Origin of the sequence: Pantoea pleuroti (assembly GCF_014156615.1) — a bacterium.
GTDB classification, from domain to species: Bacteria; Pseudomonadota; Gammaproteobacteria; order Enterobacterales; family Enterobacteriaceae; genus Pantoea; species Pantoea agglomerans.
This window is the reverse complement of the sequence record NZ_SBFD01000008.1, coordinates 72,106-95,402: the sequence shown is the minus strand read 5'-3', so window position 1 is coordinate 95,402 and position 23,297 is coordinate 72,106. Positions and strand designations below refer to the sequence as shown.

19 protein-coding genes are annotated in these 23,297 nt (G+C 57.6%); 10 read left to right on the top strand and 9 right to left on the bottom strand.

The window, feature by feature from the left end; translation table 11 throughout:
• Positions 1 to 43 precede the first annotated feature (43 nt).
• The 7 genes from asd (at position 44) to EPG66_RS17760 (ending at position 12,099) form a co-directional block, all read left to right on the top strand.
• The gene (asd, locus tag EPG66_RS17790; protein ID WP_182687686.1) at positions 44 to 1,153 is read left to right on the top strand and encodes an aspartate-semialdehyde dehydrogenase; all 1,110 of its coding nucleotides are present in this window, start codon (positions 44 to 46) and stop codon (positions 1,151 to 1,153) included.
• 360 nt (positions 1,154 to 1,513) lie between these two features.
• Positions 1,514 to 3,697 carry a 1,4-alpha-glucan branching enzyme gene (gene glgB, locus EPG66_RS17785; RefSeq protein ID WP_033780976.1) on the top strand — a complete coding sequence of 728 codons (2,184 nt, stop codon included), beginning with the start codon at positions 1,514 to 1,516 and terminating at the stop codon, positions 3,695 to 3,697.
• Positions 3,694 to 5,676, top strand: coding sequence for a glycogen debranching protein GlgX (gene glgX, locus EPG66_RS17780; RefSeq protein WP_064704133.1), 1,983 nt, complete (start codon positions 3,694 to 3,696; stop codon positions 5,674 to 5,676). The genes glgB and glgX overlap by 4 nt, the downstream gene beginning before the upstream one ends.
• 10 nt (positions 5,677 to 5,686) lie before the next feature.
• Complete coding sequence (gene glgC, locus EPG66_RS17775) at positions 5,687 to 6,979, top strand: glucose-1-phosphate adenylyltransferase (protein ID WP_010253246.1); 1,293 nt, start codon at positions 5,687 to 5,689, stop codon at positions 6,977 to 6,979.
• Positions 6,980 to 7,042: 63 nt separating this feature from the next.
• The gene (gene glgA / locus EPG66_RS17770) at positions 7,043 to 8,476 is read left to right on the top strand and encodes a glycogen synthase GlgA (protein WP_010253243.1); all 1,434 of its coding nucleotides are present in this window, start codon (positions 7,043 to 7,045) and stop codon (positions 8,474 to 8,476) included.
• Between the two features lie 19 nt (positions 8,477 to 8,495).
• Positions 8,496 to 10,943, top strand: a complete 2,448-nt coding sequence (glgP, locus tag EPG66_RS17765; RefSeq protein WP_182687684.1) for a glycogen phosphorylase — start codon at positions 8,496 to 8,498, stop codon at positions 10,941 to 10,943.
• Positions 10,944 to 11,163: 220 nt separating this feature from the next.
• Positions 11,164 to 12,099 carry a LysR family transcriptional regulator gene (locus EPG66_RS17760; protein ID WP_083070490.1) on the top strand — a complete coding sequence of 312 codons (936 nt, stop codon included), beginning with the start codon at positions 11,164 to 11,166 and terminating at the stop codon, positions 12,097 to 12,099.
• Here EPG66_RS17760 and mdcH read toward each other — a convergent pair.
• From mdcH to glpD, 9 genes are all read right to left on the bottom strand, one after another.
• A complete protein-coding gene (gene mdcH, locus EPG66_RS17755) occupies positions 12,080 to 12,982 on the bottom strand; it encodes a malonate decarboxylase subunit epsilon (protein ID WP_182687682.1) in 903 nt (300 codons plus the stop codon). The two genes, EPG66_RS17760 and mdcH, sit on opposite strands and share 20 nt — an antisense overlap.
• A complete protein-coding gene (locus tag EPG66_RS17750) occupies positions 12,979 to 13,599 on the bottom strand; it encodes a malonate decarboxylase holo-ACP synthase (RefSeq protein WP_182687680.1) in 621 nt (206 codons plus the stop codon). Before EPG66_RS17750 ends, mdcH begins: the two co-directional genes overlap by 4 nt.
• Position 13,600: 1 nt before the next feature.
• Positions 13,601 to 14,560, bottom strand: a complete 960-nt coding sequence (locus tag EPG66_RS17745) for an AEC family transporter (RefSeq protein ID WP_010253228.1) — start codon at positions 14,558 to 14,560, stop codon at positions 13,601 to 13,603.
• A gap of 133 nt (positions 14,561 to 14,693) precedes the next feature.
• Entirely contained in the window at positions 14,694 to 15,494 is an 801-nt protein-coding gene (gene mdcE, locus EPG66_RS17740) for a biotin-independent malonate decarboxylase subunit gamma (RefSeq protein ID WP_031592683.1), read from the bottom strand.
• Positions 15,494 to 16,327, bottom strand: coding sequence for a biotin-independent malonate decarboxylase subunit beta (locus tag EPG66_RS17735; protein ID WP_031592682.1), 834 nt, complete (start codon positions 16,325 to 16,327; stop codon positions 15,494 to 15,496). The genes mdcE and EPG66_RS17735 overlap by 1 nt, the downstream gene beginning before the upstream one ends.
• Positions 16,320 to 16,619, bottom strand: a complete 300-nt coding sequence (gene mdcC / locus EPG66_RS17730; RefSeq protein ID WP_031592681.1) for a malonate decarboxylase acyl carrier protein — start codon at positions 16,617 to 16,619, stop codon at positions 16,320 to 16,322. Before mdcC ends, EPG66_RS17735 begins: the two co-directional genes overlap by 8 nt.
• An 8-nt stretch (positions 16,620 to 16,627) precedes the next feature.
• Positions 16,628 to 17,488, bottom strand: a complete 861-nt coding sequence (locus tag EPG66_RS17725; RefSeq protein ID WP_115758891.1) for a triphosphoribosyl-dephospho-CoA synthase — start codon at positions 17,486 to 17,488, stop codon at positions 16,628 to 16,630.
• On the bottom strand, positions 17,488 to 19,143 hold the full coding sequence (gene mdcA / locus EPG66_RS17720) for a malonate decarboxylase subunit alpha (protein WP_010253213.1): 1,656 nt from the start codon (positions 19,141 to 19,143) through the stop codon (positions 17,488 to 17,490). Before mdcA ends, EPG66_RS17725 begins: the two co-directional genes overlap by 1 nt.
• 376 nt (positions 19,144 to 19,519) lie before the next feature.
• Complete coding sequence (glpD, locus tag EPG66_RS17715) at positions 19,520 to 21,025, bottom strand: glycerol-3-phosphate dehydrogenase (protein WP_010671548.1); 1,506 nt, start codon at positions 21,023 to 21,025, stop codon at positions 19,520 to 19,522.
• Between the two features lie 227 nt (positions 21,026 to 21,252).
• Here glpD and glpE point away from each other — a divergent pair, with 227 nt between their 5' ends.
• Genes glpE through EPG66_RS17700 form a run of 3 tightly spaced genes read left to right on the top strand, consistent with a single transcriptional unit; the run spans position 21,253 to position 23,220 of the window.
• Complete coding sequence (glpE, locus tag EPG66_RS17710) at positions 21,253 to 21,579, top strand: thiosulfate sulfurtransferase GlpE (protein WP_010253207.1); 327 nt, start codon at positions 21,253 to 21,255, stop codon at positions 21,577 to 21,579.
• A gap of 29 nt (positions 21,580 to 21,608) precedes the next feature.
• A complete protein-coding gene (gene glpG, locus EPG66_RS17705; protein WP_064704138.1) occupies positions 21,609 to 22,430 on the top strand; it encodes a rhomboid family intramembrane serine protease GlpG in 822 nt (273 codons plus the stop codon).
• Positions 22,431 to 22,461: 31 nt separating this feature from the next.
• Entirely contained in the window at positions 22,462 to 23,220 is a 759-nt protein-coding gene (locus EPG66_RS17700; RefSeq protein WP_010253201.1) for a DeoR/GlpR family transcriptional regulator, read from the top strand.
• Positions 23,221 to 23,297 lie beyond the last annotated feature (77 nt).

Genomic DNA, 23,297 nt, shown 5'->3' with positions numbered 1-23,297 from the left:
TCTGAAATGAAAAGCAGGTGTAACTGCCTTAGACGGACACGACATGAAGAATGTAGGTTTTGTTGGTTGGCGCGGTATGGTCGGCTCTGTGCTGATGTCCCGCATGAGTGAAGAGCGTGATTTTGATGCAATCAATCCGGTCTTCTTCTCGACGTCGCAGCATGGTCAGGCGGCACCCGCATTTGCGGGCAAACAGCAGGGCACACTGCAGGATGCGTTTGATATTGAGGCGCTGCGGGCGCTGGATATCATTATTACCTGCCAGGGCGGCGACTACACCAGTGACGTCTATCCAAAGCTGCGCGCCAGCGGCTGGCAGGGATACTGGATTGATGCGGCCTCCACGCTGCGCATGAAAGATGATGCCATCATCATCCTCGATCCGGTCAACCATGCGGTGATTCGTCAGGGCATCGACAGTGGGATCAAAACCTTTGTCGGCGGTAACTGTACCGTCAGCCTGATGCTGATGTCTCTGGGCGGCCTGTTTGCTCAGGACCTGGTGGAGTGGGCTTCGGTTGCCACCTATCAGGCGGCTTCTGGCGGCGGTGCGCGCCACATGCGTGAACTGCTGACCCAGATGGGCATGCTGCACGATCACGTTGCGACTGCGCTGCAGAACCCGGCCTCCGCCATCCTCGACATCGAGCGTAGCGTGACCGACTTCACCCGTTCCGGCACTCTGCCGACCGATAACTTCGGTGTGCCGCTGGCGGGCAGCCTGATCCCGTGGATCGACAAACAGCTGGAAAACGGTCAGAGCCGCGAAGAGTGGAAAGGCCAGGCGGAGACCAACAAGATCCTCGCCACCCGTAACGTCATTCCGGTGGATGGATTGTGCGTGCGCGTCGGGGCACTGCGCTGCCACAGCCAGGCCTTTACGCTGAAGCTGAAACGCGACCTGCCGCTGGCTGAAATTGAGCAGCTGCTGGCCTCTCACAATGAGTGGGTCAAAGTGGTGCCGAATGACCGCGAACTGACGATGCGTGAACTGACGCCCGCCGCCGTTACCGGCACGCTGACCACGCCGGTTGGCCGGTTACGTAAACTGAATATGGGGCCGGAATATCTCTCCGCCTTCACGGTGGGCGACCAGCTGTTATGGGGCGCAGCCGAACCGCTACGTCGCATGCTGCGGTTGTTAACCAGCTAAACAGAAAACATCGCCAAAGGCCGGATTTATCCGGCCTTTTTTGTTTTTGTCGTACACGAAACAATCTGCCGTTTCGCTTACTCAGTGATCAACTTCCCTTTTTTGCCGGTCGGTAAAGATTATTTTGCTTTAGTCCATAGCAAGTGCCGTGACCAAGCTATGATTTAACCATGATGTGCCACAGGTAACGCTTGTGCTTTCCGGATTAAATGGTTGTGGTACACGGCAAAAACACTTTTCCCACGGAATGGCCTGACTTCTTTGTCGTTGTACGTATGGCTCAATGAAGAGCAGCGCAGGTGAACCGCGACAGGCTGTGTCGCGTTCATTTCGGCTGCCAATTATCACAGGAAGAAAGTCATGTCAGAGCTTCCCGATCGCGATGCGATCAATGCCCTGTTTGCGGGTAATTATGCCGACCCTTTTTCGTTACTAGGGATGCACCGAACTCAGCAAGGCCTTGAAGTCAGGGCGTTGCTCCCCGAAGCGCTTGAAGTGTGGGTCATTGAAACCTCCACCGGGCGCAAACTGGCTCAGCTGGTGTGTGAAGATGCACGCGGCTTCTTCAGTGGCGTCATTCCACGCCGCAAAAACCCGTTCCGCTATCAGCTGGCGGTGAACTGGCACGGCCAGCAGAACCTGATAGACGATGCCTATCGCTTTGGCCCGCTGCTGCAGGAGATGGATCTGTGGCTGCTGGCGGAAGGGACGCACCTGCGCCCTTATGAGACGCTGGGTGCGCACGGTGACGTCATCGATGGTGTCTTCGGTACCCGCTTCTGCGTCTGGGCACCCAACGCCCGTCGCGTTTCAGTGGTTGGCGATTTCAACTTCTGGGATGGCCGCCGTCATCCGATGCGTCTGCGTCAGGAGCTGGGCATCTGGGAGCTGTTTGTACCGGGCGCGGTCAACGGCCAGCTCTACAAGTATGAAATCATCGACGCCAATGGCGAACTGCGCATCAAAGCGGACCCGTACGCGTTTGAAGCGCAGATGCGTCCGCAAACTGCGTCGATGATCTGTGGTCTCCCGGAGCCGGTTGAGATGAAAGCGGAGCGCAAGGCTGCCAACGCCTTTGACGCGCCGATCTCCATCTATGAAGTGCATCTGGGCTCCTGGCGTCGTCACACCGACAACAACTTCTGGCTGAGCTACAAAGAGCTGGCTGAACAGCTGGTGCCCTACGTCAAAGAGATGGGCTTTACCCATATCGAACTGCTGCCGATCAACGAACATCCGTTTGATGGCAGCTGGGGCTATCAGCCGCTGGGCATGTATGCGCCAACCCGCCGTTTTGGTACCCGTGACGAGTTCCGCGCCTTCATTGACGCCGCCCATGAGGCGGGCCTCAACGTGCTGCTCGACTGGGTGCCGGGCCACTTCCCCAGCGACGATTTCGGTCTGGCAAGGTACGACGGCACCGAGCTCTATGAGCACAGCGACCCGCGTGAAGGCTTTCACCAGGACTGGAATACCCTGATCTACAACTTTGGTCGCCGGGAAGTGAGCAACTACCTGTCGGGCAACGCGCTCTACTGGACGGAGCGCTTTGGCATTGATGGCCTGCGTGTGGATGCGGTGGCGTCGATGATCTACCGTGACTACAGCCGCAGCGAAGGGGAATGGGTGCCGAATCAGTACGGCGGCCGTGAGAACCTGGAAGCGATTGAGTTTCTGCGTCACACCAACCGTACGCTCGGCACCGTGGCATCCGGTTCGGTGACCATGGCCGAAGAGTCGACGGACTACCCTGGCGTGACGCGTCCCACCGAAGACGGCGGGCTGGGCTTCTGGTTCAAATGGAATCTGGGCTGGATGCACGACACCCTCGACTACATGAAGGTCGATCCCATCTACCGCAAGCACCATCACGACCTGATGAGCTTCGGCATGATGTACAACTACACCGAAAACTTTGTGCTGCCGCTGTCGCATGACGAAGTGGTGCACGGTAAGCGCTCGATTCTCGATCGTATGCCGGGCGATGCCTGGCAGAAGTTCGCCAACCTGCGTGCTTACTACGGCTGGATGTGGGGCTTCCCCGGCAAGAAACTGCTGTTTATGGGCAACGAATTTGCCCAGGGTCGCGAGTGGAACCACGACGTCAGCCTCGACTGGCATCTGCTGGAAGGGGACGACAACTGGCACCACGGCGTTCACCGTCTGGTGCGCGATCTCAACCACACCTATCAGTACTACACGCCGCTGCATCAGCTCGACTTCGATCCGGCAGGTTTCGAGTGGCTGGTGGTAAATGATGCGGAGCACTCCGTCTTCGCCTTTGTCCGTCGTGACCGTGAAGGCAACGAAGTGATCGTCGTCAGTAACTTTACGCCGGTGCCGCGTCCGGGCTATCGCTTTGGCGTTAACCAGCCTGGCTACTGGCGTGAAGTGCTGAATACCGATCAGCATGAGTATCACGGCAGCGACGTGCGCAATCATCGGGTGCATACCGATGAGCAGGAGAGCCACGGGCGACCGCAGTCGCTGAGCCTCAATCTGCCGCCGCTGGCAACGGTATGGCTGGTGCGGGAGGCTGAATGACCATCACTGCCGGAGATCCTGAACCGCTGGGTGCCAGTTACGATGGCAAAGGCGTTAACTTCACTCTGTTCTCACAGCATGCCGGGCGCGTAGAGCTCTGCCTGTTTGATGAGCAGGGCGCTGAACAGCGTCTTGACCTGCCTGGCCGCAGCGGGGATATCTGGCACGGTTATGTTCCGGCGTTAAAACCGGGACAGCGCTACGGCTACCGGGTGCATGGTCCCTGGGCGCCGCAGCAGGGACACCGTTTTAATCCGGCGAAGCTGCTGGTTGACCCCTGCGCCCGCGCAGTTGAGGGCGATGTACCGGATGACCCGCTGTTTCATGGCGGCGAGGCGCAGCCCGATCCGCATGACAACGCGGCGATTGCGCCGAAGTCACGGGTAGTCGCGGAGGATTTTGACTGGCAGGGTGATGTCGCCCCGCGCACCCCGTGGGGTAACACGGTGATTTACGAAGCCCACGTGCGCGGCCTGACGCAGCAGCATCCGGAAATTCCGGAAACGCTGCGCGGGACTTACGCGGCGCTTGGTCATCCTGTTATGGTGAATTACCTGCGCAATCTGGGGATTACCACCCTTGAGCTGCTGCCGGTGGCGCACTTCGCCAGTGAGCCGCGACTGCTGCAGCTCGGCCTCAGCAACTACTGGGGCTATAACCCCTTTGCGCTCTGGGCGGTGGATCCCCGTTACGCCTCCGGCCAGCCGGACGTGACGCCGTTGCAGGAGTTTCAGCAGGCGGTCAAAAACCTGCACGCCGCGGGTATCGAAGTGCTGCTGGATGTGGTGTTCAACCACACCGCTGAACTCGATGAGATTGGCCCGACGATCTCCATGCGCGGCATCGACAACGCCAGCTACTACTGGCTCGATGAGCAGGGCGATTATCAGAACTGGACCGGCTGCGGCAACACGCTGAATATTCATCATCCGCAGGTGATGACGTGGGCTTTAGAGGCGCTGCGCTACTGGGTGCGGGTCTGCCACGTCGACGGCTTCCGCTTTGACCTCGCGCCGGTGCTGGGCCGCACACCGGATTACCAGCGTGATGCGCCATTTTTTGAGGCCATACGCGCCTGTCCGCTGCTCTCTCAGGTCAAGCTGATTGCTGAACCCTGGGATATCGGCCCTGACGGCTATCAGGTTGGCCGTTTTCCGCCGCCGTTTGCTGAATGGAACGATCAGTTTCGCGACACCGCGCGTCGTTACTGGCTGCACGGCGACATAAGCAACGGCGAGTTCGTCCGCCGCTTTGCCGCCTCCAGCGATCTCTACCAGCATAATGACCGGCCGCCACACGCCACGGTTAACCTGATCACCGCCCATGACGGCTTTACGCTGTGGGATGTGGTGAGCTTCGAACGGAAACACAACGAAGCGAACGGGGAAGATAACCGTGATGGTCACGGCGATAACTACAGCCACAACCACGGCAAAGAGGGGCTGAACGTCAGCTTCGACGTGATTGAACGACGCCGTCGCAGCGTGCGGGCACTGCTGACGACGCTGCTGCTGTCACAGGGTACGCCGATGCTGCTGGCAGGCGATGAGCGCGGCCACACCCAGCGTGGCAATAACAACGCTTACTGTCAGGACAACGCCCTGAGCTGGCTTGACTGGCAGGCGGATGAGAAGGGATTAGTCGGATTTACCGCTGCACTGATCGAGCTGCGCCAGCGCATTCCGGCGCTGACCGCAGATCGCTGGTGGCAGGACGGTGACGGCAATGTGCAGTGGCTCAATGCTGGTGGCCAGCCACTGCAACACGATGAATGGGCACAGGGGATGCACAGATTGCAGATCCTGCTGTCCGGCCGCTGGTTAATAACAATAAACGCCACGGATACGGTGAATGACATCGTGTTACCAGACGGAGAATGGCGCGCCCTTCCTCCTTTCGCCGGGGACGACAACCCCATCCTGCTAACTGTCTGGCATGGTCCCGCACACGGTGTGTGCGTGTTCCAAAAGCAATCATAAGGAGTCAGACATGGTTAAGTTAGATAGAACAGATCACCTGATGCTGGCCCGCCAGCTCCCTACACAGACGGTTGCTCTGATCCTCGCCGGCGGACGCGGCACGCGCCTGGTCGACTTAACGGCCAAACGTGCCAAACCGGCGGTGCATTTCGGCGGCAAGTTCCGCATTATCGACTTTGCCCTCTCCAACTGCGTCAACTCCGGTATCCGACGGATTGGCGTGATTACTCAGTATCAGTCTCATACCCTGACTCAGCACATCCAGCGTGGGTGGTCGATCTTCAATGAAGAGATGAATGAGTTTGTCGATTTGCTGCCAGCGCAGCAGCGATTTTCGACCGAACAGTGGTATCGCGGGACGGCCGATGCCGTGACGCAAAACCTTGATGTGATTCGCCGCTATCAGGCGCAGTACATCGTGATCCTTGCCGGGGACCACATTTATAAGATGGATTATTCACGCATGCTGCTGGACCACGTGGTCAACGAGGCGAAATGTACCATCGCCTGTTTACCGGTGCCGGTGCATGAAGCCACGGCGTTTGGCGTGATGGCGGTGGACGAAGAGAACATGGTGATCGACTTCGTGGAGAAACCCGCGAAACCGCCCACTATGCCGGGTGATGACACCCAGGCGCTTGCCAGCATGGGGATCTACGTTTTCAACGCAGACTATCTCTATGAACTGCTGGAAGAAGATCTGCAGACGCCAGGCTCTAACCATGACTTCGGCAAAGATATCCTGCCGAAAATCGTGGCAAGCGGCGAAGGCTATGCGCACTCCTTTGCGCTCTCCTGCGTACAGAACGACGACAATGCGCCGCCTTACTGGCGAGATGTCGGGACGCTGGAAGCCTACTGGCGCGCCAATCTCGACCTGGCATCGGTGATGCCTGAACTCGATATGTATGACGTCACCTGGCCGATTCGTACCCACATGGAGCCGCTGCCGCCGGCCAAATTTGTTCAGGATCGTTCCGGAAGTCACGGGATGACCATGAACTCGCTGGTCTCGGGTGGCTGCATCATCTCCGGGTCGGTGGTGGTCAATTCGGTGCTGTTCCCGCGGGTACGCGTTAACTCTTTTTGCAATATTGATTCAACTGTACTGCTGCCTGATGTGGTAGTGGGCCGATCGTGTCGTCTGCGTCGCTGCGTCATTGATCGGGCCTGCGAGTTACCCGAAGGCATGGTTATTGGCGAAAACCCGGATGAAGACAGTCGCCGGTTTCACCGTTCGGATGAAGGCATCGTACTGGTAACCCGCGCCATGCTGGCCAGACTGGCCAAAGCGGGGCTGTAAGCGATAAGCGAAACTTACGCAATCGGCACGCGGAGCGTGCCGGATAACTTAATGAGGTCGAGGATGCAGGTTTTACATGTCTGTTCGGAACTTTTCCCGCTGCTAAAAACGGGCGGACTGGCTGATGTCGTCGGGGCATTACCTCAGGCACAAATAGCGGGCGGCACGGATACGCGGGTACTACTGCCCGCTTTTCCCGCATTGCGCAAAGGCATACCTGATCTCCAGGTCGTGACAGAGCGAGAAACATTTGCCGGTCATGTACGTCTGCTATTTGGTGAATTTAACGGTGTGGGCATCTACTTAATTGATGCCCCCGGCCTCTACGATCGTCCGGGTAGTCCCTACCATGACGAATCGCAGTTTGCGTATGTCGACAACTATCTGCGCTTTGCGCTGCTGGGCTGGGTTGGCTGTGAACTGGCGTGCGGCATGGACGCGATGTGGCGTCCCGATATTGTGCATGCCCATGACTGGCACGCAGGCCTGACCTGCGCCTATCTGGAAGCGCGTGGTCGTCCGGCTAAATCGGTCTTCACCGTGCACAACCTGGCGTATCAGGGGCTGTTCATGGCGCACCACATGGAAGAGATTGGCCTGCCATGGTCGTTCTTTAACATGCACGGGCTGGAGTTCTTCGGTCAGATCTCCTTCCTGAAAGCGGGACTCTTTTACGCCGACCATATCACGGCGGTCAGTCCGACTTACGCCCATGAAATTACTTCTGCCGAATATGCTTACGGCATGGAAACCCTGCTGGCACAGCGGATGCGTGAAGGGCGTCTCAGCGGGATTCTTAACGGCGTTGATCCCTCTATCTGGGATCCGGCGCACGATCTGTTGCTCAGCGCGCGTTATAACCGCGACACGCTGGAAGCGAAAGCGGAGAACAAACGTCAGCTGCAGGTGGCGATGGGACTGAAGGTGGATGATAAAGCGCCGGTGTTCTGCGTGATCAGCCGTCTGACCAAACAGAAAGGGCTGGACCTGGTGCTGGAGGCGCTGCCCGGCTTGCTGGCGCAGGGCGGTCAACTGGTGCTGCTGGGCCAGGGCGATGCTGAACTGCAGCAGGGCTTCCTGGCGGCGGCGGCAGAGCATCCGGGCAGCGTCGGCGTGCAGATCGGTTATCACGAAGCGTTCTCACACCGCATTGTCGGCGGCGCAGACGTGATTGTGGTGCCGAGTCGCTTTGAGCCCTGCGGTCTGACACAACTTTATGGCCTCAAGTATGGTACGTTGCCATTAGTGCGCCGCACCGGCGGGCTGGCCGATACCGTGAATGACAGCTCACTGGAGAATCTGGCCGACGGCATCGCCAGTGGATTCAGTTTTGAAGATGCCAACGCCTGGTCACTACTTCGGGCCATCCGGCGCGCGTTTGTGTTGTGGTCCCGCCCTTCGCTCTGGCGCTATGTTCAGCGCCAGGCAATGGCGATGGACTTTAGCTGGCAGGTGGCAGCACAAGCCTACCGTGATCTCTACCAACGTTTGATGTAACGGATTGGGAAAACTGGATATGAATGCACCTTTCACTTACGCCTCACCAACGTTGACGGTTGATGCCTTAAAGCATTCGATTGCCTATAAATTGATGTTTACCATCGGCAAAGATCCCTCTATCGCCAATAAGCATGAGTGGCTTAACGCCTCGCTGCTGGCGGTGCGCGACCGGATGGTGGAGCGCTGGCTGCGTTCCAGCCGTGCTCAGCTGTCGCAGGATGTCCGGCAGGTCTATTACCTGTCGATGGAGTTCCTGATGGGCCGCACGCTGGGCAATGCGCTGCTGGCGATGGGGATTTATGACGATCTCAACCAGGCGCTGGATGAGATGGGTCTTGATCTGGCCGAGCTGATGGAAGAGGAGAACGATCCGGGGCTGGGCAACGGCGGTCTGGGTCGCCTGGCGGCCTGTTTCCTCGACTCGCTGGCGACGCTGGGCATGCCGGGCCGTGGGTATGGCATCCGGTATGACTACGGCATGTTCAAACAGAACATTGTGGAAGGTGAGCAGAAAGAGTCGCCGGATTACTGGCTTGAATATGGTAATCCGTGGGAATTCCAGCGTTTCAATACCCGTTACAAAGTGCGCTTTGGTGGCCGCGTCCAGCACGAAGGCGCGAAAGTGCGCTGGCTGGAGACCGAAGAGATCCTGGCGATGGCCTATGACCAGATCATTCCGGGCTTTGACACCGACGCTACCAACACCTTACGGCTGTGGGGCGCGCAGGCCAGCAACGAAATCAACCTCGGCAAGTTCAACCAGGGCGACTACTTTGCGGCGGTGGAAGATAAAAACCACTCCGAGAACGTGTCGCGCGTGCTCTATCCGGATGATTCGACCTACTCAGGCCGCGAGCTGCGCCTGCGTCAGGAATATTTCCTGGTCTCCGCGACGGTGCAGGACATTCTGAATCGTCACTGGCGAATGCATCAGACCTGGGACAACCTGGCGGATAAAATCGCTATTCACCTGAATGATACCCATCCGGTGCTGGCGATCCCCGAACTGATGCGCCTGCTGATCGACGATCATAAATTCAGCTGGGACAACGCTTTTGACGTCTGCTGTCAGGTCTTCTCCTATACCAACCATACGCTGATGACCGAAGCGCTGGAAACCTGGCCGGTCGATATGATCGGCAAGATCCTGCCGCGTCACCTCAGCATTATTTTTGAAATTAACGACTTCTTCCTTAAGACCATTCAGGATCACTATCCCGATGACCTGGATCTGCTGTCGCGCATTTCGATCATCGACGAAAACGATGGCCGCCGGATACGCATGGGCTGGCTGGCGGTGGTGGTCAGCCACAAAGTAAACGGCGTTTCGGAGCTGCACTCCAACCTGATGGTACAGTCGCTGTTTGCCGATTTCTCCCGCCTGTTCCCTGGCCGCTTCTGTAACAAAACCAATGGCGTTACGCCGCGTCGCTGGCTGGCGCTGGCGAACCCGGCGCTGTCAGAGGTGCTGGATGAGGAGATTGGCCGCAACTGGCGTACCGATCTCAGCCAGCTGGGCGAGCTTAAGGCGCAGATCGACTATCCGGCGTTTATTGAAAAAGTGGCGGTCGCTAAGTATCAGAACAAGCGTCGGCTGGCCGACTGGGTGGCGAAGAATCTGGACGTGGTGCTCGACCCGAACGCGCTGTTTGATGTGCAGATCAAGCGTATTCACGAGTACAAACGCCAGTTGCTCAACGTGCTGCATGTGATCACCCGATACAACCGTATCAAGGCCGATCCGCAGGCGGATTGGGTGCCACGCGTCAATATCTTTGCCGGTAAAGCGGCATCGGCTTACTACGTTGCCAAGCACATCATTCATCTGATCAACGATGTCGCCAATGTGATCAACAACGATCCGCAGGTGAAGAACAAACTGAAGGTGGTCTTCATCCCGAACTACAGCGTGAGCCTGGCGCAGATCATTATTCCGGCGGCCGATCTTTCTGAGCAGATCTCTACCGCAGGGACGGAAGCGTCCGGCACCAGTAATATGAAGTTTGCGCTGAATGGCGCGCTGACCATCGGTACGCTGGATGGGGCCAACGTTGAAATGCTGGATCACGTCGGTGAAGAGAACATCTTCATTTTCGGTAATACCACGCCACAGGTCGAAGCCCTGCATAAAGGGGGCTATAACCCGCGTGACTATTACGAAAAGGATGAAGAGCTGCATCAGGTGCTGACTCAGATTGCTTCCGGTCTGTTCAGTCCGCAGGATCCGGGCCGCTACCGCAATCTGTTTGATTCACTGGTCAACTTCGGCGATCACTACCAGTTGCTGGCGGATTATCGCAGCTATGTGGATACCCAGGATAAGGTGGATGCGCTCTACCGTAAACCGGATGAGTGGCAACGCCGCGCGGCTAAAAACATCGCCGGAATGGGCTACTTCTCGTCGGACCGTACGATTCAGGAGTACGCTGATGAGATCTGGAATATCTCGCCAGTAAGGTTGTAAGGCGCGGGCAGTCAGGTTTCTGACTTTTTTGCGGCCGAGGGATCGGCCGCACTCTCCTGTGCTCTCTTTGCTCACCGCTCATTCTGCACCTCTTCAGCAGGTTCAGCCTCTTATCGCCTCTGCGTCCGTAAGTGCCTCTTGTGCGAGCCAGATCATTACACCCTGGCTGAGAATCGCTACTATGCGGGAAAGCAAAATGACCCTACAGGCAACAGCAGCAATGAGTGACAACATCAACCAGGAAATTACCTTCCGTAAACTCAGCGTCTTCATGATGTTTATGAGCAAGGGCAATATCGCCCGCACGGCGGAAGCGCTGGAGCTGAGCAGCGTCAGCGTACATCGCGCACTGCATACGCTGGAAGAGGGCATCGACTGCCCGCTGTTTATCCACAAGGGCCGCAACCTGGTGCCGCTGCCTGCCGCCTGGACACTGCTGGACTACTGTCGCGACGTGACCACCCTGATGGGCAAAGGCATCGAAGAGGCGCGCAAAGTCGCAGGCATCGGCGGGGGGCGTCTGCGACTTGGCACGCTCTACTCCCTGACGCTGGAGACCATTCCCCGACTGATCATGGGCATGAAGCTGCGTCGGCCCACGCTGGAGCTCGATCTGACCATGGGTTCCAATCAAATGCTGCTGAATATGCTGGAAGATGACGCGCTGGATGCGATTCTGATCGCCACCGATGACGGCGAACTCAGCGACGCGCATTTTGATGTGATTCCGCTGTTTGAAGACAGGATCTTTCTGGCCACACCGGCCGGGGAGACGCGGGACGGAGCCGGTCCGGTGGATCTGCGTGATTATGCCGACCGTGATTTTGTCTCGCTGGCTGAAGGGTTTGCTACCTATGCCGGTTCGCAGGAGGCGTTTCAGATAGCCGGATTTGAACCGCGCATGGTCACCCAGGTGAATGACATCTTCTCGATGATAAGCCTGGTGCAGGCGGGCGTCGGCCTGGCACTGATCCCGGGACGGATGAAGAAGGTGTATGAAAACAACATTCAGCTGCTGACGCTCGCTGAGCCTTACCAGATGCGTCAGCAGATCTCGATTGTCTACTCACATCGCCGCGAACGGGATAATGACCTGCTGGCACTGGCGGCAGAAGGGCGGATGTACGCCCGCAGCCTTACTGACTTAGCCGTTTAACCAGATGGAGTGCAACCTCAATGCTGTTGCGCTCCAGACAAATCGCGTCGCCCTGCCAGCCTGCCTGAAGCGTCAGGCCGGTCAGCACATTGCCAGGCGGCATCTCAATCGCCAGTCGGGCATCGCGCTGATTGGCTGAAACCATCGCATCATTCCACTGCACCGTACGCGCCATATTAAAGGCAAGATCGTCGGCAATCTTCTCCGGCTCCCAAATCACGCGTCCGGTTGAACCGCTGAGGTAAGCGCAATGGGGGCGGGAAAGGCTGACGGACCCGAACGCGCGCGCCAGTTCTGCGGCGGGCTTATCCAGCAGCGCGCAGTGCGACGGCACGCTCACCGCGAGTTTAATCGCTTTGCTGGCACCGGCATCCAGCGCTTTCTGCGCGACTACCGCCATATCCTCATCGCGGCCAGCAATCACAATCTGCGTTTCCGCATTCAGGTTGGCGATATAGGTGTTGCTGCCGGGCATCAGTTTCTCCAGACGACTCAGCGTCAGGCCGGTGATGGCGGTCAGGCCATATCCCTCCGGATAAGCCTGCTCCATCAGATCGCCACGCAGCGCCACCAGCCGCAGAGCATCACTGAAATCCAATGCGCCGGAAATCACCGCAGCAGGAAACGCGCCAATCGACAGACCGCTGACGATATCGGGTTTCACCCCGCGGCGAATCAGCTCGCGCGCCCAGGCGACACCGCAAATCAGCAGACTGAGCTGTACGGCGCGCGTGTGGCGCAGTGCATCGACACTGTCGAGCTGGTCAGTCTCGTCGCCCAGGACTGCACGCACGCTGTTTAACAGGGCGTCGCCGTCGGGAAGGTGCTGTAACATCCCGGCACGCTGAGTGCCCTGGCCGGGAAAGGTAAAGAGTATTTTCATTGTAGCTCCCTGCTCCAGGGTGAAGCGGTCAGTATCGGTCCGGTGACGGTTTTAACCAGCGCACGGCCTTCACGCAGCCATTCGCTGAGGGCAAACGCGCCGGACGGCGTTTCTATCTGCGTATCGACCCGGCAGGCCAGCGTATCGGTTTGCGCCTGCCAGCGTTGCAGCGCATCGCGCGCCAGCGGCTCTGGCGCGCGAATAACTAAATCAAGATCGCTGGCGGCATGCAGCGTGGGTTGCTGTGTTGCCAGTGCGTAACCGGTACTGCCGGTAATACCCCAGCGCCACGGCCAGTCGTGCTCACTGAGGGCAATCGCCGCGCCGACCGGCGCATAAGCGGTAAACGGCGAGGCAAGCAACTGCGCACGCGCCGCCAGCATCTCCGGAGTGACAACGCGAACGATATCCGCTGCATTGACCCATCCGGCGGCGCGCTGTTCGCGGCGCTCGCCGCGCACACCCACCGGTATCAGCCCGGTTTCGCTCCTGTCGCGCCGCACCACGACCGGAAGGCCCGGATGCCAGAACTGGCTGACCCAGCTCTCACTGATGGCGGCTAAGGCGCTGCCGTCTCGCAGCCAGAGCAGATCGTGGGGGCGCGGAACAGAGCTCATATTACATTCCTGATGTCAGCGTAATGAACAGTGGTAATGACAAAATACAGAGAATAGAGCTGAGCAGCAGCACAGCCTCTGCATCCGGCGACTGCACGCCAAAGCGGTTGCCAAACACCACCCCGAAGAAACCGGCGGAGAGCGCAATCATCAGAATGGCGGTAATTGCCACCGGACCGCTGAGACCCAATGCCAGCACCAGACCCCAGGCGATAAAGGGCTGAATCAGCAGTTTAGTCACCGTGCCGACGCCCACCACCGCGTTGAGTTTCAGTTTGCGTGCCGACAGGATGACACCGGTCAGGAAGAGTGCAGCGGCCGTGGCAGCCAGACCCAGCGGTTTGATGGCGGCCAGCACCAGATCAGGCATTTTAACGCCCAGCGCTGATAACACCACGCCAATCAACGGTCCCAGTACGATCGGTTTTTTCACTGAACGCCACATCAGAATCGGCAGCATGGTCAGGGTTGAACCGTGTTCGGTGCCATCGGCAAACGCTTTTTCACGTTCCAGAATCAGCAGGCAAAGCGGTGTAAGCAGCACTGAACCACAGGCGATGGAGACCGCTACCGAGAGCGAGGTGGCACCATTTTCACCCAGCACGCTGGCCAGAATGGGCAGGCCCAGCGCGGCGTAATTTGGCAGCGCCACAGTCAGTGTCAGCACAGCCGCATCCTGCGGTGATTTTTTGAAAACTTTTGTAGCCGCGAAATAGACAGCTCCATAGGTAATCCACATTGCGCCGGTAATAACCACAATCAGCGGCCATTGCGCCACGATGCCCGGCCAGGGCGTTTGTACCGTGGCACTGAACAGCGCGGCGGGCAGCGCAAAATCCATGACGAAAATATTCAGCAGAGAGACGTCTTTGTTGTTGACCATTCCGGCCTTACCGGCCCAGAAACCCAGCAGCATGATGACAAAAATTGGAGCAAGGGCATGAACAATTATGTAAATCATAAATCACCTGTATTTAAGAAAGAATTTTCTGTTAACAGCGATGTTTATAATTCTGAACACGGCCACTGCCCCGGGGCGCACTTAGCAATGCGCCCCGTCAGACCGGTTTCGGCAGGTTTATTTTTTTATTTAATTACCAGGTTGCGCGCATCCGCTCGCGAACCAGGGAGGAGCTGTGGCGATTGGATGCGCCCAGCCGGTTTTTCAGGCTCGGATCCTGGCGCGCATCGCTAATGGCTTTCTGCAAGGCGATCTCGACCATCGCCACATCGGCGTCAGAAGGTGCATCAGGATTGGCCACGTTCAGCAGATCGGAGAGCAGACCCAGTGTATGGAAGTTGCTGACGTCATAGGCCATCGGCGGAATGGTCGCCGCCAGTTTCTCCAGCGCTTCCACGGAACGCAGCGTGATACGCGCGGCGGACTCTTTACCCATCGCGTGCACCAGCACACCCTGATCGTTGAGCGCAATCAGGCGGTTGGCCTGATAACCGTGCGCCAGGAAGGCACCAGACATCGCTTTGCCAACAATCAGCCCAATTACCGGATGACCCGCAAGGCGTGCTTTGGCATAAGCGCCCGCAGCCCCGGCCAGCGCCTGATGAATACCGAACGCCTCTTCGCGACGGCCATAGGCCTGACTCGGTACGTCGATCACCGCCACAATCGGGCGTTTCACGTCGCTGTTCTTGTCCTCTTCCAGCGTTTCATTCACCACTTTCGCCAGCGTCCAGCCTTCCAGCAGGCCGACTTCGCCTCGCGCGGCACGCGGATAGTGGTTTTGTGCATCGGGCACCACGGCGATAAAGCGCACGCTTTCGCCATTGAGCTGGCCGTCCGCCACCTGGACAGAGGCGCACAGGCCGCTGAGGCGCTGCGCATCAGGTGCAAGTTTTTCCAGCCAGGTTGCACCGCGGCTGTTAGTCTGGGTCATTATTTATCCTCCCGGGCGAAAAGCTGTTTAATCTGCGCCGTGTCCGCCTGCTGACGGGTGTCGAACTGTGTCAGACGTGGCAGGAAATCGGCATATTTATCGCTGCGGTGCTGCGCCGGAACGCCTTTGGCGATGCAGTCATTCATCGCACTCTTAACCGCATTGACGCCATCACCGACCAGCGCATCGACCAGGCCGCTGGCGTAGCGGATTTCACCGCCGGTCATGCTCCAGATAAACGGGCGATCGCGCGAGTCATACTCTTCAATGCCCGCTTCCTGCTCAATCACCTGCGGACCATTCAGCCCCAGGCGCGCTTCACGCGTCACAATCAGGTAGCTGCACAGCGCAGCGGCGATGGACATCCCGCCAAAGCAGCCGACGGTACCAGCAATAATGCCGATAACCGGGGTATAGCGGCGCAGATCGACAATCGCGGCATGAATATCGGCAATCGCCGCCAGCCCCAGATTTGCTTCCTGTAAACGCACGCCGCCGGTTTCCAGGCAGAGCACCGCCTGAGTGGGTATTCCGTTGCGATTGTCTTCGGCTGCCAGTTCCAGCGCCGCCGCCATTTTGGCACCGGAGACTTCGCCCATGCTGCCACCCTGGAAGGTGCCTTCAATGGCGATAACGACCGCAGGCTGACCGTTCAGCGTGCCGCGTGCCACCACCATGCCGTCATCTGACTGCGGCACCACACCCTGCGGGGCCAGCCACGGCGACATGATGCCTTCAAAAGGATCCAGCAGTTCGCGATAGCTGCCGTCGTCCAGCAGTGCACGGGCGCGCTCACGGGCGCGTAATTCAATAAAACTGGCATCGTTACGCATGGCTCACCTCCTCAAAAACCTGTTCAATACGGATACGCGCTACGCCGGGTGTCGCGCCGAAATCGTGAATAATCAGCTTTCCGGCAGGCAGACCGTTGGTTAAATTCAGGCGGTCAAACAGCGCCTTCCAGCGGGCGTCGCTGTTATCCAGTGAGGTGGTGATATCAATGCTAAGCGTTTGTCCTTCGGTTGCGGTGTACAGCACTTCCATATCACCGGAACCAACGACCCCTGCCAGAGCTTTACCGCTGAGTGCGCGGTTAGCAGGTAAAGATAATGTGATGTGTTCCATAATGGCCTCTAGAAATAAGAATGTTCAGGTGAACAGACCCGATCAATGAACAGCGTCGCGGCCAGCAAATCGGCGGCCCCGCCAGGCGAAGCGTTGAGCGACAGCATGCGCTGGTCGAGCTGCGCCAGCGCCTTCTGGCCGCCTGCTGTGCGACAGCCGCCAGACAGCAGCACGGCGCGTGCTCCCTGCTGCATCGCTTTCAGTCCGGTCATACCGGCCCGTGACAGCACGCAGGTATCGCTGAGCGAGGTCATGATCGCCATCAGCGCATCAAGGCGGGCTTCGCTTTCACTGGCACCCGTTGCACGACTTGTCAGCAGCTGTGGCAGCGCCAGCTTCATCACGTGAGGAAACGCCTGTTGCGCCTCTTCGCGTGCGCCGGGCACCTGATAGCGGTGCGTCGCTTTTAACCCTTTGCTGAACAGTTTTGGCGCGGCGCGGTCCGGCAGGCTGGCCAGCGCGGCTGCGGTGCGGGTCAGCTGGTCGGCACTGGCCGCGCCACCGTGCATGGCTGCAGCACTGACCAGCAGTCCCAGCGCCCAGATCGCACCCCGATGGGTGTTGACGCCGCCGGTTGCCGCCATCATCTGCTGTTCACCGTCACGGCCCAGCCGACCCACCGTTTCGCGCAGGGCAATATCAGCAGGGCGCAGCCAGCTGTGACGGGCCAGCGCCAGAAAGGTCGGCACAAGGCTGTGAGCGGAACGCTCCATCAGCGCCAGCGTCAGGTCCTGATGCGCGCCGTTTCCCCGACTGTCTACCAGACCCGGCTTGGGGCTTAGCCGCGCTTCATCGGTCAGACAATCGTGCGCAATCGTCGCCAGCTGACTGGCCTGCGCCTCGGTTTGAGTCTGCGACAGAAGTTTCATTACCAGCTCCGGAATTTTGCCGGTGGGTTATAAAGACCACCCGACCATTCCACCAGGTCAGAGACGCTGCTGGCGGCGAGCAGTGAGCGGGTCGCATCTGAACGACGAATGCCCATATCTTCCGGATAGACCACTTTGCCGCTTTTACGCAGGGCCGCCACGCGCGCCGCATCGACGCCAAGGCCGATATCGGTGATACCGGCTACCGCAGCGACCATCGCACGGCGCTCTTCAAGGCTTTCCGCGCGATAAAGATAGGCAATACCCTCTTCGGTCAGCACGTGGGTGACGTCATCGCCATAGATCATCACCGGTGCCAGCGGCATACCGGTCGATTTCGCCACTTCAACGGCATCAAGCGTTTCAACAAAGGTCGGTTTGGCACCGGCCTGGAAGGTTTCCACCATCTGAACCACCAGCTTTTTACCGCGCTGCATCGGATCCGGTTCGGTGATCATATTGAGCCATGCAGGCGTGGCATGACGTCGGCCGTGCGGATCGTGGCCCATATTAGGCGCCCCGCCGAACCCGGAAAGGCGACCGCGGGTCACGGTTGAGGAGTTTGCCAGGCCATCAACCTGCAGGGTGGCGCCGATAAACATATCCACCGCATACTGACCTGCCAGCTGACAGAAGGCGCGGTTAGAGCGCATAGAGCCGTCGCTGCCGGTGAAGAAGATATCGGGACGGGCGCGAATGTACTCTTCCATGCCCAGTTCGCCACCGAAGCAGTGCACGCTCTCAACCCAGCCGCTCTCAATCGCCGGGATCAGCGTCGGATGCGGGTTAAGGGTCCAGTGCTTACAGATTTTGCCTTTCAGGCCGAGTTGTTCGCCGTAGGTAGGCAGCAGCAGTTCGATCGCGGCGGTGTTAAAACCGATACCGTGGTTAAGTGACTGCACCTGATGTTCGGCGTAAATGCCTTTAATCGCCATCATCGCCATCAGGATATGTTCCTGTTTAATCAGGCGCGGATCGCGGGTAAACAGCGGTTCGATAAAGAAAGGTTTATCGGCTACGACGATGTAATCGATCCAGGAGCCGGGAATATCGACGCGGGGCAGGTCGGTCTCGTCATCGACCAGCTCATTCACCTGGGCAATCACGATACCGTCACGGAACGCGGCGGCTTCCACCAGGGCAGGCGTATCTTCCGTACTCGGGCCGGTGTAAAGGTTGCCTTTGCGGTCAGCTTTATAACCGGCAATCAGCGCAACGTTTGGACTCAGATCGACATAGAGGCGGGAATAGAGTTCGATATAGGTGTGGATTGCGCCTATTTCCAGCTGCCCGTCTTCTAATAGCTGAGAAATACGCAGACTTTGCGGACCGGAAAAAGAGAAGTCGAGTTTACGCGCAATGCCTTTTTCGAAAATATCCAGATGCTCACTGCGGCCGACGCTCGGCATAATCATATGCAGGTCGTGTACTATCGCCGGATTAACCTCAGCCAGGGTACGTGATAAAAAATCGGCCTGCTTCTGATTATTCCCTTCCAGTACCACCCGGTCACCCGGTGCAATAAGTTTTTCAAATGCTTCTACAGCTCTTTCAGTAGGAATGACTTTGCCATCAACAGGGAAGGATGCCAGACGACGTGCTTTTTCACTGCGGCGCGTGTTCCATTCCCGGGCAGGCGTTTGGCCTGTGTTCATTTCAACCTCCTGATTAAAATAACGGTTGTTTCGTTTTTACTGAGGAAAGTTTGTGCTTTCTGATGACGTCGTTCAATTAAGCAAAAAGCCTGAACGTTATATTTACAGTAACAATAGGATGTGAACGTTTTGATATGCGAAGCAGAAAGAGTTGAGTTTAGGCGCTGACCAAAAATGTGATCGCATAAACGGATTTCTGTATAAAGAATGGTGTGAGCCTGGCATTTTTAATAAAAAGTACGTCGTACAAAAATAAACTCTGCTAAACGCTGAAAGGAGCAACCTGTCGGATCAGCACCTGGATGCAGCGACCCGCTATCGCAGAGATAAAAAAAGCAGGCCGAAGCCTGCTTTCTGATTCTCTACTTAGGACAGTTTATGATGCCAGCGACAGGGCGGGTTTAGCTTTCGCTGCCAGCCACTCGGTGACTCGCGCCTGCTGCTCTTTGGTCAGCCACATGCCCTGCTTGGTACGACGCCAGATAGCATCATCCAGCTCACGAACCCACTCATGCTGCACCAGGTAGCGTAATTCTGCTTCGTAAAACTCGTGACCGAAGTTCTCACCCAGATCGTCCAGGCTTTTCGCGCCAGCCAGCAGGGTTTCAGTACTGCTGCCGTAGGTGCGCGAGAAGTGGCGCGCCATATTTTCACTGATAAACGGATAGCGACGACGCAGGCTGGCCGCGTAATCTTCACGGGTGCCGGAGATATTTCCGCCTGGCAACACGCAGTTCTTCGTCCATGCCGGGCCTGCGTTCGGGTAGTACTTCGCCAGTTTCTCCAGCGCATGTTCTGCCAGCTTACGGTAGGTGGTCAGCTTGCCGCCAAACACCGACAGCAGCGGAGCCTGACCATTATCGTCGCGCACATCCAGGGTGTAATCACGGGTGATCGCCTGCGGCGAATCGGATTCGTCATCACACAGCGGACGGACACCGGAATAGGACCAGACGATATCGTCAGCGGTCAGCTGCTTTTTAAAGTGTCCGTTGAACACTTTCAGCAGATAGTCGGTTTCGCTGTCATCAATATTGACGTTTTTCGGATCGCCTTTGTACTCCACGTCGGTGGTACCGATGATGGAGAACTCATCCATCCACGGGATGACAAACACGATGCGGTTATCTTCGTTCTGCAGGATGTAAGCCTGCTTTTCGGTATGGACGCGTGGCACCACGATGTGGCTGCCCTTGATCAGGCGAATACCGTAAGGCGATTTCAGCTTCAGGCTGTCGTCGAACAGCTGTTTGACCCACGGGCCGGCAGCATTGACCAGGCCTTTCGCCTGCCAGGTAAAGGTTTTACCGCTGTCGACATCTTCCGCTTCGACCTTCCACAGGCCGCCTTCACGCCAGGCGCGGGTCACGCGGGTGCGGGTACGCACTTCGCCACCACGCTTCACGACTTCCTGTGCGTTCAGTACCACCATGCGGGCATCATCGACCCAGCAGTCAGAATATTCGAATCCGCGCGTAATTTCCGGCTTCAGGGCCGAATCCGCGCCAAATCGCAAACTTTTGCTGCCTGGCAGACTGGTACGCTTGCCAAGATGGTCATACATAAACAGGCCGGTGCGGATCATCCACGCCGGACGCAGATGCGGACGGTGCGGCAGACGGAAGCGCATCGGGAACGCCAGATGCGGAGCCATTTTCAGCAGCACTTCACGCTCGGCCAGTGCTTCACTCACCAGACGGAATTCGTAATGTTCAAGGTAGCGCAAGCCGCCGTGAATCAGTTTTGAACTGGCAGAGGAGGTCGCGCAAGCCAGATCCCGCGCCTCCAGCATTAACACCGACAGTCCGCGTCCTGCAGCGTCTGCTGCAATGCCGGCACCGTTGATGCCGCCGCCGATCACGATCAGGTCTTTGGTTTCCACGTCATCTCCTCCGATGTTCGGAATAGTTCACTAATGTTCGTTTTCGAGCATAATCATAATCGCAAACCAACATTGACGCCAGCTTTTAACCAGGTAAAAACATTTTTGCGTGATATAGCTAACATTCTGCCCACCAAAAAAACCGGTAGCCGTAACGATTGTCAGGTTATCGGCGTGGATTCTCGGGTTACACTACGCGCTATTGTGACGCTGTTATGAGAGATCCCATGGAAACGTTCGAATGTATTGATGTGCAGCAGGCGCAGGCGCGTCTGGCGCAGGGTGCGCTGCTGGTAGATATCCGCGATCCGCAAAGTTATGCCCTGGGTCATGCGGCGGGCGCGTTGCATCTGACCAACAGCAACCTCAGCGATTTTGTCAGCGGTGCCGATCACAGCCTGCCGGTGCTGGTGATGTGCTATCACGGCAACAGCAGCAAAAGCGCGGCACAATATCTGCTGGGACAGGGCTTCAGCGCGGCGTACAGCATTGATGGCGGCTTTGATGCCTGGCGTGCTGCCTTTCCTCAGCAGGTTGCCCTCGGCAGTGAATAGATTGCCGCTCGTCACATGGAGAGTTACTGATGCGCATTACCCAATTTAATCAGCCCCGCATGGCGCAGGCCTTTGTTGACTACATGGCGACGCGGGGCATCACGCTGCGTATTGAGCATGAAAATCACTACGTCATCATGCTGGATGATGAGAGCAAGATTTCAGTGGTCGAAAACGAACTTCAGCAGTTTTTGCACGACCCTAACCATCCGCGTTATCAGGCCGCCAGCTGGCACAGCGGAAAAACCGACAGTGGCCTGCGCTATGAGCGCAGCAATATCTGGGCGAATATCCGTGAGCGTGCCGGTCCGCTGACCATGACGCTGATGGTGCTCTGCATCGCGATATTTATTCTGATGCAGGTCATGGGCGATCGTACCGTGATGGCGTGGCTCTCCTGGCCGGATGCCGATCAGCATCTTCAGGTCTGGCGCTGGTTCAGCCATGCGCTGCTGCACTTTTCACTGCTGCACATTCTGTTTAATCTGATGTGGTGGTGGTATCTGGGCGGCGCGGTTGAGAAGCGACTTGGCAGCGGCAAACTCTTTGTCATCCTGCTGATTTCGGCTCTGCTCAGCGGCTGGCTGCAGGCGAAGTTCAGCGGCATCTGGTTTGGTGGCCTGTCGGGCGTGGTCTATGCCCTGATGGGTTACTGCTGGCTGCGCGGGGAGCGCGATCCCGACAGCGGCGTCTATCTTGAACGGGGATTGATCGGTTTTGCACTGGTCTGGCTGGTGATTGGCTGGTTCGGCGTCTTTGGTCTGGCCATTGCCAACGCGGCGCACGTCGCCGGTCTGGTTGTCGGACTGGCGATGGCGCTGGTGGATACGCGTAAAGTCACGCGTCGTTAGACAGGATTATGCGGGTTAACAGGAGAGGAACGTGAAGCAGACGCAACGTCATGACGCGATTATCGATTTAGTGCGTCGTCAGGGATATGTCAGTACTGAGGAGCTGGTGGATCATTTTGAGGTCAGCCCGCAAACCATTCGTCGCGATCTCAACGATCTGGCCGATCAGAACAAAATTCAGCGTCACCACGGCGGCGCAGCGCTTCCCTCCAGCTCTGAGAATACCGCCTGGCACGACCGTAAAATGATGTGGTCAGCGGAAAAAGCGCGGATTGCCCAGCGCGTGGCCAGCCAGATCCCGGATGGTGCCACGCTGTTTATCGATATCGGCACCACGCCGGAAGCGGTGGCGCATGCGCTGCTCAACCACAGCGATTTGCGCGTGGTCACCAATAACCTTAACGTTGCGATGCTGCTGATGGATAAACCCGATTTCCGGGTCATTATCGCGGGCGGTGAAGTGCGGACCCGCGATGGCGCGGTAATGGGTGAAGCGACGCTCGACTTTATTTCTCAGTTCCGGCTCGACTACGGCATTCTGGGGATCAGCGGCATCGATATGGATGGTTCGCTGCTGGAGTTTGACTATCACGAAGTCCGCACCAAGCGCGCCATCATTGAAAATTCACGCTGCGTGATGCTGGTGGTGGATCATTCGAAGTTTGGCCGTAACGCCATGGTCAACCTCGGCAACATGAGTCTGCTTGACTACCTCTACACTGACAAAACGCCGCCTGCCAGCGTAATGAAGGTGATTGAGCAGCATGAGGTTCATCTCGAACTCTGCTGATTTCTGCCACGCCAGCCTCCCGGCTGGCGTTTTTCTTTGATTGCTGTCGCTTTTTTCCTCACTCCCGTCTTTACTTA